Annotated in this window: 12 protein-coding genes; 5 read left to right on the forward strand and 7 right to left on the reverse strand. The window is 41.0% G+C overall.

From position 1 onward, the window contains the following. Positions 1-25 precede the first annotated feature (25 nt). A complete protein-coding gene (locus GTQ34_RS00135; protein ID WP_166521736.1) occupies positions 26-3,484 on the forward strand; it encodes a methylmalonyl-CoA mutase family protein in 3,459 nt (1,152 codons plus the stop codon). A gap of 15 nt (positions 3,485-3,499) precedes the next feature. On the opposite strand, the gene GTQ34_RS00140 is transcribed toward GTQ34_RS00135, so the two are convergent. After that, positions 3,500-3,901, reverse strand: coding sequence for a TIGR03643 family protein (locus tag GTQ34_RS00140; RefSeq protein ID WP_166521737.1), 402 nt, complete (start codon positions 3,899-3,901; stop codon positions 3,500-3,502). A gap of 123 nt (positions 3,902-4,024) precedes the next feature. Here GTQ34_RS00140 and GTQ34_RS00145 point away from each other — a divergent pair, with 123 nt between their 5' ends. Further along, positions 4,025-4,477 carry an Lrp/AsnC family transcriptional regulator gene (locus tag GTQ34_RS00145; RefSeq protein WP_166521738.1) on the forward strand — a complete coding sequence of 151 codons (453 nt, stop codon included), beginning with the start codon at positions 4,025-4,027 and terminating at the stop codon, positions 4,475-4,477. Positions 4,478-4,544: 67 nt separating this feature from the next. After that, positions 4,545-5,960, forward strand: a complete 1,416-nt coding sequence (locus tag GTQ34_RS00150; protein ID WP_166521739.1) for an alpha/beta hydrolase — start codon at positions 4,545-4,547, stop codon at positions 5,958-5,960. On the opposite strand, the gene GTQ34_RS00155 is transcribed toward GTQ34_RS00150, so the two are convergent. Further along, on the reverse strand, positions 5,947-6,684 hold the full coding sequence (locus GTQ34_RS00155; protein ID WP_166522732.1) for a DJ-1/PfpI family protein: 738 nt from the start codon (positions 6,682-6,684) through the stop codon (positions 5,947-5,949). The two genes, GTQ34_RS00150 and GTQ34_RS00155, sit on opposite strands and share 14 nt — an antisense overlap. Before the next feature lie 61 nt (positions 6,685-6,745). On the opposite strand from GTQ34_RS00155, the gene GTQ34_RS00160 reads away from it, so the two are divergent. Continuing rightward, on the forward strand, positions 6,746-7,393 hold the full coding sequence (locus GTQ34_RS00160; RefSeq protein WP_166521740.1) for a DUF1684 domain-containing protein: 648 nt from the start codon (positions 6,746-6,748) through the stop codon (positions 7,391-7,393). Positions 7,394-7,440: 47 nt separating this feature from the next. Here GTQ34_RS00160 and GTQ34_RS00165 read toward each other — a convergent pair whose 3' ends face one another. The 4 genes from GTQ34_RS00165 to crcB form a co-directional block, all read right to left on the reverse strand. Further along, a complete protein-coding gene (locus GTQ34_RS00165; RefSeq protein ID WP_166521741.1) occupies positions 7,441-8,499 on the reverse strand; it encodes an outer membrane beta-barrel protein in 1,059 nt (352 codons plus the stop codon). Between the two features lie 118 nt (positions 8,500-8,617). Then, positions 8,618-9,874 carry an ammonium transporter gene (locus GTQ34_RS00170; RefSeq protein ID WP_166521742.1) on the reverse strand — a complete coding sequence of 419 codons (1,257 nt, stop codon included), beginning with the start codon at positions 9,872-9,874 and terminating at the stop codon, positions 8,618-8,620. Positions 9,875-9,907: 33 nt separating this feature from the next. Further along, on the reverse strand, positions 9,908-10,246 hold the full coding sequence (locus tag GTQ34_RS00175; protein WP_166521743.1) for a P-II family nitrogen regulator: 339 nt from the start codon (positions 10,244-10,246) through the stop codon (positions 9,908-9,910). A gap of 270 nt (positions 10,247-10,516) precedes the next feature. Continuing rightward, a complete protein-coding gene (crcB, locus tag GTQ34_RS00180) occupies positions 10,517-10,891 on the reverse strand; it encodes a fluoride efflux transporter CrcB (protein WP_166521744.1) in 375 nt (124 codons plus the stop codon). A 540-nt stretch (positions 10,892-11,431) separates the two neighbouring features. Between crcB and GTQ34_RS00185 the strand changes: the two genes are divergently transcribed. Next, positions 11,432-11,818 carry a pyrophosphohydrolase domain-containing protein gene (locus tag GTQ34_RS00185; RefSeq protein ID WP_166521745.1) on the forward strand — a complete coding sequence of 129 codons (387 nt, stop codon included), beginning with the start codon at positions 11,432-11,434 and terminating at the stop codon, positions 11,816-11,818. 29 nt (positions 11,819-11,847) lie between these two features. On the opposite strand, the gene GTQ34_RS00190 is transcribed toward GTQ34_RS00185, so the two are convergent. Continuing rightward, positions 11,848-12,915 (reverse strand): branched-chain amino acid aminotransferase, encoded by a 1,068-nt coding sequence (locus GTQ34_RS00190; protein ID WP_208103799.1) that lies wholly within the window; start codon positions 12,913-12,915, stop codon positions 11,848-11,850. Positions 12,916-12,980 lie beyond the last annotated feature (65 nt).

Consider the following 12,980-nt stretch of genomic DNA (forward strand, 5'->3'; position numbering starts at 1 on the left):
GGCTAAAAAAGACGTTTTATTGTCAATGGAACAAATCAAACCCTATCAGCCCAAACATAAGATCAGAATTGTTACAGCAGCCTCACTTTTTGATGGTCATGATGCTGCAATAAACATTATGCGTCGAATTATTCAAGCAACTGGGGTTGAGGTCATCCATTTGGGGCATGATAGAAGTGTTGCTGAGGTTGTAAACTGTGCCATTCAAGAAGATGCCCATGCCATTGCCATGACTTCTTATCAGGGCGGTCATAATGAATATTTTCGGTATATGTACGATTTGCTCCAGGAGAAAGATGCTGGGCATATCAAGATATTTGGTGGCGGTGGTGGAGTAATCCTTCCAGAAGAGATCAAGGAATTGATGGATTATGGCATTGAACGCATTTACGCTCCCGATGATGGTCGTGAGATGGGATTGCAGGGCATGATCAATGATTTGGTGCAGCGCTGTGACAATGCAATCCCCGACCTACAGGTTTCCAAAGACTACACTTTCGTCGATTTGTTGGGAGAGAAGCATCCCAACACCATTGCCCGATTGATATCCTTGGCAGAAAACAGGCATGATGTCTATGAAACCTATCAAAAAGAAATAGAAAGACTATCGGGAAAAACCCCGGTGCTTGGCATTACAGGAACGGGTGGCGCTGGAAAATCGAGTTTGGTGGATGAACTGGTACGTCGGTTTATATTGGATTTTCCTGAAAAACATATTGGCATTATCTCGGTGGACCCTTCCAAGCGTAAAACCGGAGGAGCACTGTTGGGCGACCGTATTCGTATGAATGCCATCAAAGATAATAGGGTTTATATGCGGTCTTTGGCCACACGCCAATCCAACTTGGCACTTTCCAAACATGTTTCGGAAGCTGTGCAGGTGCTAAAAGCAGCTCATTTTGACCTTATTATTTTGGAAACTTCGGGAATAGGGCAATCTGATACCGAAATTTTGGAACATAGCGATAACTCACTCTATGTGATGACCCCTGAATTTGGAGCTGCCACCCAGTTGGAGAAAATTGATATGCTCGACTTCGCCGATATCGTAGCCATTAACAAGTTTGATAAAAGAGGTTCCTTGGATGCACTTCGCGATGTGAAAAAACAATATCAGAGGAACCATGGTCTTTGGAATGCGAAGAGTGAAGACTTGCCTATCTATGGTACCATTGCCTCCCAGTTCAATGATCCTGGCATGAATAAGCTTTATGTGGCTGTGATGGACATCTTGGCAGCGAAAGCAGGACCAGCCTTGCGCTCAAAATTTGAGGTGCGCAATGAAATGAGCGAGAAAATATTTGTTATTCCCCCGGCAAGAACACGCTATCTTTCTGAAATTGCAGAGACCAATAGGGCTTATGACGATAAAGTGGAACAACAGGCAAAAATTGCCCAAAGACTTTATGGAATTTTCTTGACCATTACTTCCTTTTTCGATGAAAATGCTGAAAACGCTGAAAACCGCTTTTTGGATAAATCAGGATTGAACGAATCGGCCATTTTTTCTCTGGTCAAAGAAGAACAGGATAAGACACTTTGCTCGCTGTTGATTAAAGAATTTGACAAGGTAAAGATGGATTTGGATCCACACAATTGGGAATCTATTTTGCAATGGAGAGAAAAGATAAATCGATATAAATCTGAAATTTACACCTTTAAGGTTAGAGGGAAAGAAGTAAAAATCAAGACCCACACGGAATCTTTATCACATAGTCAAATCCCTAAAGTGGCCTTGCCTAAATATAAGGCGTGGGGAGATATACTTTATTGGATTTTGCAGGAGAATGTGCCGGGAGCGTTTCCTTTTACTTCAGGATTGTATCCGTTTAAAAGGGAAGGGGAGGATCCCACAAGAATGTTTGCAGGGGAAGGTGGTCCTGAAAGAACCAACAGACGGTTTCATTATGTAAGTTTGGATATGCCGGCCAAGCGGCTATCCACGGCCTTTGATTCTGTTACCCTGTATGGTCATGATCCCGACCACAGACCTGACATTTATGGTAAAATCGGAAATGCTGGGGTATCCATTTGCTGTTTGGATGATGCCAAAAAATTGTATTCTGGATTTGATCTTAGCGACTCCATGACTTCGGTGAGTATGACCATCAACGGGCCAGCACCCATGCTACTGGCCTTTTTCATGAATGCTGCCATCGACCAAAATTGTGAAAAGTACATCAAACAGAAGGGACTTGAGAAAGAAGTAGAGCAAAAAATAAAGAAGATATTCAAAAAAGCAGGCAATGAAATGCCTGCCTATATGGGGTATTTGCCAGAGGGCAACAATGGCCTGGGTCTGATGCTTTTAGGTGTAACCGGAGATCAGGTGTTGCCAGCTGAAGTTTATGAAAGAATCAAGAAGGAGACCCTCAGTCAGGTTCGTGGTACAGTACAGGCAGATATCCTTAAAGAAGACCAGGCACAGAACACATGCATTTTCTCTACGGAGTTTGCCCTTCGGTTGATGGGGGATGTTCAAGAATATTTTATTGAACACCAGGTGCGCAATTTCTATTCTGTTTCCATTTCGGGATACCACATTGCAGAGGCAGGGGCTAATCCGATAACGCAATTGGCTTTTACCCTTTCCAACGGCTTTACCTATGTGGAATATTACTTAAGCCGTGGGATGGATATCAATAAGTTTGGGCCCAATTTATCCTTTTTCTTTTCCAATGGCGTTGACCCAGAATATGCCGTAATTGGTCGAGTGGCCCGTAGAATATGGGCCAAGGCCTTGAAGGAAAAATATGGAGCGAATCCAAGGGCACAAATGTTGAAATACCATATTCAAACTTCGGGAAGGAGTCTTCACGCCCAAGAAATAGACTTCAACGACATTCGCACAACCTTACAGGCTTTATACGCCATTTACGATAATTGCAACTCACTGCACACCAATGCCTACGATGAAGCCATTACGACCCCTACGGAAGAATCGGTCAGAAGGGCGATGGCCATTCAGCTGATCATCAATAAAGAATTGGGATTGGCTAAAAACGAGAATCCCATGCAGGGTTCCTTCATCATTGAGGAACTTACCGATTTGGTAGAGGAAGCGGTGCTGATGGAATTTGACCGAATTACAGAACGCGGTGGGGTGTTGGGCGCTATGGAGACGATGTACCAACGTTCCAAAATACAGGAAGAAAGCTTGCACTATGAAACCTTAAAGCACTCTGGAGCGTATCCCATTATTGGAGTAAATACTTTCTTAAGCTCCAAGGGCTCACCCACTATACTTCCAGCCGAGGTGATTCGGGCTACCGAAGAGGAAAAGAAAAACCAAATCCAGACCTTGAAGAATTTGCATCAACGCAACGAAAAAGAAGCGATTGCCCAGTTGGAAGCTTTGCAGAATACCGCCATTCAGAATGAAAATCTTTTTGAGAAGCTGATGGAGGTATCGAAATATTGTTCTCTTGGGCAGATTACCAATGCCTTATTTGAAGTGGGTGGACAGTATAGAAGAAATATGTAAATAAGCAGAAGTGGTCTAATCGTTTCTATTAAGAATTGATTTTCTCCATTTTTTAAAAGAAGATCTAAATACCTTGATTTCTTTTCGAAGCAAATTGAGGTATTCCTTCTCTTTTACACCGTCCCTTTCGAGTCCATTGCAGTAGGCTAGAATATTACGGGTCATAATGTTAATGAAAGTCAAACTTTTCATCCGTACCGAATAAGAATTACTCAATGTCACCTGCTCAATTTCTTTGGTGATGAGCATGGCATCCGTCAACATGGATTTTGTGATATCATTTCGAAAGCTTTCCACCTTTCGAAATGACAGTACTTCTTTGTTGTTGGAAAAATAGATGGCAATGGCTTCGCTCAAATCACGAAGTGCCAAGGATTTGCGATATATACCAAGAGAATTTAATGAACTTCCCTCCATTTTCTTTAAGCAATTTTCTATTATAAAATTACGTACGACAGCACTATTCTTGATTTACTTTTTAAAGTGATATGCTGATTTTGCTTTTTAATCGTAAATTTGTTTAACCATTTCACTTTAAAAATGAAAATAGATGCACTCAATTGGCAAATCCTTGCACATTTACAACAAAATGCCAGGGAGTCCTTCGCTCATATTGGACGCAAAATTGGCTTGACTTCTCCGGCTGTGGCAGAACGGGTAAAGAAGATGGAGGATTTTGGGATTATCAAAGGATACAACACCCAAGTTTCTTATACCTTGGTCGGTCATCAATTAAAGGCCATTATCATGTTGAGGGCTTTTATGGGAAAATTGAAGCCTTTTTTGGAAAAAGTAAAATCATTTCAAGAAGTGGTAAACTGTTACCGAATTACTGGAAACGAAAATATTATCATGGAAGTAGTTTTGCGGGATCAATCACATTTGGAGAAATTTATAGATGAGTTGATTGTTTATGGGGAATGCAGGACCCATATTGTGCTGTCCAACGTAGTGGAAAATGCACCGATTAAAAAAACGAGGGACATAAAATAATTTGGAGTAAATTTAAGAAGACGGTGAAGGTAATTTGCTTTGGCCGGATTTTTGAAGGACAAATGCTATGAAAAAAATACACCTACTGTTCATTCTTCAGTTTCTTATAGTACAAGGAATATTTTCCCAACAGATTGCATTAAAGAAAGGGGTCATTTTAGAAGGATTGTCGATACACGATTCTATTCCAGAAACTTTTTCGCTGTATTTGCCGACTACATTCAATGCTGACCGCAAATGGCCTTTATTAATGGTCTTCGATTTGAATGGAGAAGAAAAACGAACACTTTCCATGTTTTTGCAAGCTGCGGAACAGGAAGGTTACCTATTGGCTGCACCACATATTTCAGATACTGTTTCCCTGTCGGCCAATATGGTATCCACCGGTAAAACTATTGAACACATTGCAAACTTACTTCCGGTGCAGCAAAATAGAATTTATACCGCAGGAGCGAATTCTGGAGCACGATTTTCAAATCTTGTTCCAATTTTCATCAAAAACGTTAGTGGAGCCATTTCTATAGCGGCCACTATTGCCAATACCGATTTATTGAACGTGAAACAACCTTTTCACTTTGTGGGGATTGTAGGAAAAAATAATTTTGAATACACATCGATGTTAGCTGTGGAGAAGATTTTAGATCGTTTTAAATTTCCAAACCAAATATTGTTGCACGAAAAAGAAGGAGCTTGGCCTGATCTTGAGTATCTTAAAAAAAGTTTGCAGTTATTGACTTTGGGTGCCATGGCAAAGGGAGTTGTCCCAAAAGATTCCACATATGTTGAAAGCGCATTCAATGAAGACGTTAAAAAAGTGAACGGTTTAATACAGCGACGAAAATTGTTGTTGGCCGAACAGTATTTGGGAGAAATGACATCCATCTATGGGGCTCATAGGAATTTAGATTCACTGCGTGCCGTGCTCAAAGATTTGCGCAGGGATAAACTGTACAGGGCCATGCGCCGTGGCGAGAACAATGCATTTCTTAAAGAATCACTACTTAAAGAGGACTATCAATATTATATGGAAGAGGATATCCTTAGCCATAATTTCAACAATTTGGGATGGTGGAACTTCCAAATGCAGGAGCTGGAGAAGTTTATCTCAGGCACAGACATCTACGAAAAACAAATGGGTAATCGGTTGCAGAATTTTGTGAACGCCCTGGCCGTGGATAACATAAATATTGAACTCTCCGAACCCATTATTGATGAGGATGCCCTTGCCTTTTTGTATATGCTAAAAACTGTACTTGAACCCGAAAATTTTGATTATTATCTCAACATTATTTCTTTGAGCTCCAAAAATGAGGATTTTGGGACAGCGTTGTTTTATCTGGAAGAGGCATTGAAAAAAGGATTTAAAGACACGGATAAGCTTTATAATTTGGAAGATACAGCCTTGTTCCGCATTACGCCAGAATTCAACAAAGTAGTGTCAAAATATTTAAAGGACGCCCGCTATGATATCATTGAAGAATAAGACTGGGTACTTTTTCTAAATCCCAATCAATCACCAAACCTTTCGCCAATGATTTTGCTATTTCCTTTCCATAGAGGTGTTCGCAGAGATAAAGTGCGGCTTCAAAGCTTTTGGCTCCGCCCGCAGAAGTAACAAATTTTCCATCATGTACGAAAAGCACGCTGTCCTTAACCTTGAGGTTAGGGAACATAATCTTGTACTTTTCAATATCAGAAGGAAATGTGGTCGAGAACACACTGTCCAAAACCCCAGCCTTTGCCAACACAAAAGCTCCATCACAGTGTGAAGTGACGAACAATGCATGTTGACTTGTCTTCTTGACAAACTTGATCATGGTAGAATCCTGAAGGTCAGTATCCAAATGATGCTCAGCACTGGGTACCACTAAAATATCAATCCTCGGAATGGAATCTTGGGTGTAATCAAAATCAGGAAGTATACGAACTCCCTCAAACGAAGTGATTGGCTTAAGCGTGTTGGCGATCGCAAACGTGTTCATCGCCTTTATCCCTTTACGGTATTGGGTATGCTGAAAAATATCATACGGTGCTGTGAATTCGGTATTGTAGACCCCATCCATAATCAAAAAACCCACGTTGTACCAATCGGGATTTATATGGGGTAGAGTACGTTCCGATTGTTTTGTAGCACTTTGCTGCTTTTTTTTCTGATCACAAGCTCCAAAAAAGACAAGAAGCAGACAAATGGAGAGGTGTTTTTTCATCATGCAACTAAGGTAGCATAAACTGTGCTTTCCCATACCTTTGCATCAAAATTTCGTTTCAATGAAACATCGCCTCTATTTTTTTATGCTTTTGGTTTTGGCTTGTGGGCGTGGAAAAAAATACCACGACCAAACGGAACGGAAAGAATACAAATCTGAAAAACTTAAAGCCATTGTGGATTTTCAAGAGGAGCTTAACGAGAGTATTCGTGACCCCGAAACCTCTCCCTTGCCCGATAAGTACCGCAAAGATTTTGAAACATTGGATTTTTTTGAGCCGGACACTTCATATATGGTAAAAGCAAAATTGGTTCGCACCCCAGATGCTGGGCCTTTTCAAATGCCTACCACCACGGACCGAAAATCCTTGGAGGTGGTTTATGGCATTGCCCATTTCAATTTGAATGGTACAATGCATCAATTGGAAGTGTACCAGAGTTTGGATTTGATGGACCAAGAAGAATATGAAGACTACTTGTTCTTACCCTTTTTGGATGAAACCAATGGTGATGAAACCTATGGGGGAGGACGTTATATTGATTTGTCCATCCCCAAAGGGGATACATTGGTCATTGATTTCAACAGGGCCTACAATCCTTATTGTGTGTATAACAAAAAGTACTCCTGCCCTCTAGTGCCAAGGCAAAACTATTTGAGAACTAGTGTGAGAGCAGGAGTGAAAGACTATAAGGTTGAAAAAAAGCCTTAATCCCGGAGGAATAAGGCTTTTTTGTCAAAATTCTCAGGTTGTGTGGATTAAAAAGAGTAGATAGCGGCAAAGAGAACAGACGCCAAGCTTCCTGTAGCCTCCCTGTCATTATCTATAAAGACATCTTCCGAAGAACTGTCCAATCGAATTTCGGGTTTTAGGATTAAATCTCCGATAGTGGCACTTCCGGTTAAGGTAAGTGCCAATACACTTCCGTCACCATCAACATCGGAACCTATTCCGGCTATATCGCCAAAGAAGTCACCCGTCATAAAGTATTCCCCGCGCAAACCAATGGTAAAGGTGTCGGAGGTTTTATATTGTGGATAAAGTGCTACACCAGTAAAGCTACCTCCATCATCCTCTTGGCTGAAGTGTGCAGCATTGATTCCCAAAAAGAATTCCTCGGACAGATCAAACCCACCCGTATAGTCAATTTCAAATCCACCTTGGCTATAAAGTAGGTTCAAGAACTGACCAGAATATCCCAATTGGGCTCCTACTGCATAATCGCCAGTGCCGTTCAACTCAGTAAGGTCGGTTGGATTCATCACGGCAAGCATGGCAGACCATTCGTTGCCCAAATCAAAATCAGCTTTCAAACCGGTATGACTGAATGGTCCATAAGAAAATAAGTATGAGGTACTGTAGTTGAAGTTTGCCACAGGTGAGATGACTTCATACCCTAAAAAGGTATTGAAGTTACCAAAAGTAAGGGTAACAGCGTCGCTCACATTCCAGTACACGTACAATTGGTTTACAATATCCCCTGTTGCAGAGTACATGGGGGAGGCAAAAATGGCATCTGTTCCCCTAGGCCCAAAGACCAAATCGCCTACAAATCCTACTTTTTCACCTTCGTAGGAAGCAATTACGTTGGCCATGCCCAAAGCGAACCCATCAAGATTGGCAAAAGATGATTCGGGAGCAATCGCGTCTTCTCCGTTGGGCGCAGTGATGTTGGACCTATAGTAAGCATCCACCGACCCGGTAAATTCGAATTTTGGTTTCTCTTCTTCCTCTTGCGAAAAACCTTGAACCGATACTATGGCAAGGGCTGCAAATAGTATTTTTTTTGCGAACTTTGTATTTATAATCGTTTTCATAATCTTAAATAGTTTAAGTGCCCTCCTTGGAGGAGCGTTTAATTCAATTTTTGAGTTTCAAGTTGAAAAGGTTATACCACGGAGCGTTTGGCAGAACGCTCCGTTTCCTTTTTATAATTTAATGTTGATTCATTCTAAAATCGGCATAGGCATCCATACCGTGTTCGTGGATATCAAGACCTTCGAGTTCTTCTTCTTCTGATACCCTAAGTCCAGAGACTTTCTTGATCACAAACAGGATGATGAAAGCCGTCAATGAGCAAAATGTTGCTGCTGCTCCAACTCCGGCCAACTGCACCAAAAATTGGTCGAAACCGGCCAATTGTCCAAAAATTCCAACGGCAAGTGTGCCCCAGATTCCGCAAATCAAGTGAACGGCCACTGCGCCAACAGGATCATCCAATTTTAGTTTGTCTATCAGGGCAACTCCGGCAACAATGATTAGACCGGCCAAAAGACCAATAATGACCGCCTCATTGGGAGACATTTGGTCTGCTCCTGCGGTAATACCCACAAGACCGCCCAAGATTCCGTTCAGGAACATGGTCAAGTCAAAGTTTTTGTAAGCGAAGAATGAAGTTACAAAGGCGGAAACTCCACCGGCTGCTGCGGCCAGTGAGGTAGTAACCAATACCAAGGAAGTTAATTCTGGGTCAGCGGAAAGTACGGAACCCCCATTAAATCCGAACCAGCCCAACCATAGAATCAATACACCCGCTGCGGCCAAAGGTAAGTTATGCCCTGGAATGGCTTTTGTTTTTCCATCCTCTCCAAATTTGCCGATTCTAGCTCCCAGAAGGTAAATGGCCATTAAAGCGCCCCATCCTCCAACGGAGTGAACCAATGTAGACCCTGCAAAATCGTAGAATCCTTCGGCTTCACCAAAAGAAAGGGAAGATAGGAATCCGCTTCCCCACTGCCACGAACCTACGATTGGATAGATAAGCCCTACATATATTATGGTAAATACCATGAAGCTTCCCAATTTAATACGTTCTGCTACCGCTCCAGATACGATGGTGGCCGCTGTGGCCGCAAACATGCCTTGGAACAAGAAATCGGTCCACCAAGTATAGCCACCGTCGGCATATTCCGGTGTCATACCATTTTCTGGGGCAGCGATTCCGAAACCTGCGAATTTGAGAAAACCTAAATCCCCATCTTCAAAGCCAGGGTACATTAAATTAAAGCCTCCTATGTAATAGAGTAAAATTCCAACACATATAATGAAAACATTTTTGAATAAAATGTTCACCGTGTTCTTTTGTCTGGTAAGACCGATTTCCAAAAAGGAGAACCCCAGGTGCATAAAGAACACCAGTCCGGTACATACCATCATCCATACGTTATTTGCTGTAAATAATCCTGAATCCATAATCTTTAAATATTGTCGTTAGTTGGTTTGTAATTAGTTTATTCCGGCGCTTCCGTTCTCCTTGGTTCTTATTCGATACGCTTCAATCACATCGGATACGAATATTTTACCATCTCCCACATTTCCAGTGGCAGCGGAATCCAATAATGTGTTGACCGTTTTTTCCAAAAAATCATCAGACACGACTATAACCAGATACCTTCGTTGAATATCTGATGTACTGTAGGAGATACCCCTGTAAACATGACCTTGTTTTTCGTTTCCGACTCCTGTTACATCCCAGTAACTGAAGAAGTTCACCTCAATTTCATGAAGTGCTTTTTTCACCTCATCAAATTTTGATTTTCTAATAATTGCCTCGACTTTTTTCATAATTAAGATGTTAATTGATGAGGTCAAATATAGATTAATACGGTTTAGACCATGTAATTTATATGGGTATGGATGCTATTTTTATTGTTATAAAAAAAATACCCCTATAATTTTAGGGGTATATGATTATACAAATCATTTTTTTAATCATTTAATGATTTTTTCATAACACAAAAGGTAGCGGGGAGCTTATTTTGAACGTAATGAGGATTTTTATTACAAATGTGTTATCAAACAAACAAAAAGGAAGCATAAAAGTTAGAAACGTAACTAGTTGCCCAATCTGGTAAGCCAGAACCCAAGGGAAACTGCCAAAACACCAAGCACCAAACTGGAAATAGTATAAAAAGAGAAGTTGAATAGCTCGCCATTCTTTAAAAATGTGTGCTGCTCAAACGCGAATGCCGAAAAGGTGGTAAACCCACCACAAAAGCCAGTGGCCAAAAAAAGTGAAGTATTCAAAGAAAAAAGGTTGCCCCTTTCAGATAGCCCGAGTATTACACCTATTAATAGACAACCAAGAACATTGACCAAAAAAGTACCTAGAAAGAAATTCTGGAATTGGGGATTAAGGAATTTGGAAATAACAAAGCGGAGTAAACTGCCAAAGCCGCCCCCAAGAAAAACAAGAAGAGCATGTTTCATAGCTTAAAGGTACAAACTAAACCGCTTTCTTGTATTCAGTTTCAGAAGACTTCGGGGGGAAGAGTTTGGTAACGGAAGTCTTATCATTTTTCTGCGCTGACCTTCCAAATACTTCAGTGGTACCATTAACACTGAACAACAAAAGGACTGCGTTTATAGCAAGTAAGCCGAATAAGATTCCCAAAAATGTAATCATAGTGGATTTGCTAAATAAATGTTAAACAAAAGTACACCTTTTCTTATAGTATACGTTTAGAACCTTATTAAAAGTTGTAAAGACCTCCTTTTTTGTGGTATATGCAATGTTGCTGTTAATTTTTGAGAAAGTGTTTGATCAAGAATAGGACGATTACAAAAATCACAAAGGAAACTAAGACCCATGTTACACCTTTATAATTTCTTTGGTGCAATTTTTTGTCTTTGCGGTAAGAAATAACTAGGAGTACGATAAAGGCAATAACAAAAAGTAAGGCAAAAACCAGCTGTCCGGTACTGAACATATTTTATATTTTTACGCAAAGCTAAATCAAATAACGAGCAATGAAAAGTAAAATAAAGGCAGTTGAAATGTTCCATAAATCATTTGGCCTTGGCGTTTCGCAAAAACCAACAGCCAACTTGGGATTCGGTAAGAATAGATTGAGGTTCAATCTGATGGACGAGGAGAACAAAGAATATTTGGAGGCTGCCAATAATGGCGACTTAATAGAGGTCGCCGATGCTTTGGGCGATATGCTATACATTCTTTGTGGCACCATTTTGGAGCATGGCATGCAATATAAGATTGAGGAGGTTTTTGAAGAAATCCAGCGCAGCAATATGAGCAAGTTGGGAAAAGATGGCAAGCCTATATATAGGGAGGATGGAAAAGTGCTTAAGGGACCGAACTATTTCAAACCTAATATTCAGGAAATTATGGACAAATAAAAAAAGCACCAAAATGGTGCTTTTATCGATTATACTACTTTATAGCGCCATCCAAATTTATCTTCAGCGCGGTTGTATTGAATATCTGTTATTCGTTTCTTCAGCTTAGACGCATAACTGTCGCCTAGTTCCGGCAACTCATAATCTACATCTTTATAACCAAAAGCAGCAATTGGTGAAACTACCGCTGCAGTGCCTGCTCCGAACATTTCCTTCAATGAACCATTTTTCGCGGCATCAACCACTTCTTTTACCGATACCTTTCGGACTTCGGTGTCAATGCCTTCATCTTTGGCAATATCCAAAATACTTTTTCGAGTAATACCATCCAAAATACGATCGTTGGTGGGCGCAGTGATCAGGGTATCATTGATACGCACAAAAACGTTCATTGCCCCGGCCTCTTCAATGAACTCATGGTTGTTGTCATCTGTCCAAATAACTTGTTGATATCCTTTTTCGGCAGCAAGCTGGGTGGGATAGAACTGTCCCGCATAATTTCCTCCCGCCTTGGCATACCCAACACCACCATTGGCCGCCCGGGAATACTTTTCTTCAATCAAAACCTTGACCTTGCCTGAAAAATAGGCTCCAGAGGGTGCCAAGGCAATGATAAATTTGTATTTATCCGCTGGTGACGCATGAAAGCCCGTGCCAGAGGCAAACATAAAAGGTCTAACATACAATGAGCTCCCAGGATTTTGCGGAACCCAATCTTGCTCCAATCGCAACAGGGCCGTCAGGCCATCTATAAAATGGCTTTCAGGAAGTTCAGGTATGGCCAATCTTTTTGCAGATTTGTTCAATCGTTTAAAATTTTCCATGGGCCTAAAGAGCCATACACTACCTTGCTCATCTTTGTAGGCTTTTAGTCCTTCAAAAATGGACTGCCCGTAATGAAATATTTTAGAAGAAGGTTCTAATGTAACGGGTTGGTAAGGAATAATCTTGGGGGCGCTCCATTCCCCATCGTTAAAATCGGAGACCAACATATGATCGGTATACGTGGTCCCAAAGGCAAGATTGTCAAAATCCACATTATGAATTTTAGAAGTCTTGGCTTTTTCCACAGGTATATTGTTTACCATTGCTTCCATGACCTAATGATTTAGACATTAAAATTAGCCAATTATTGTTAGTTTTGGCCTAACCCGAATTCTAA

This window comes from Flagellimonas ochracea (assembly GCF_009903685.1).
Taxonomy (GTDB): Bacteria; Bacteroidota; Bacteroidia; order Flavobacteriales; family Flavobacteriaceae; genus Flagellimonas; species Flagellimonas ochracea.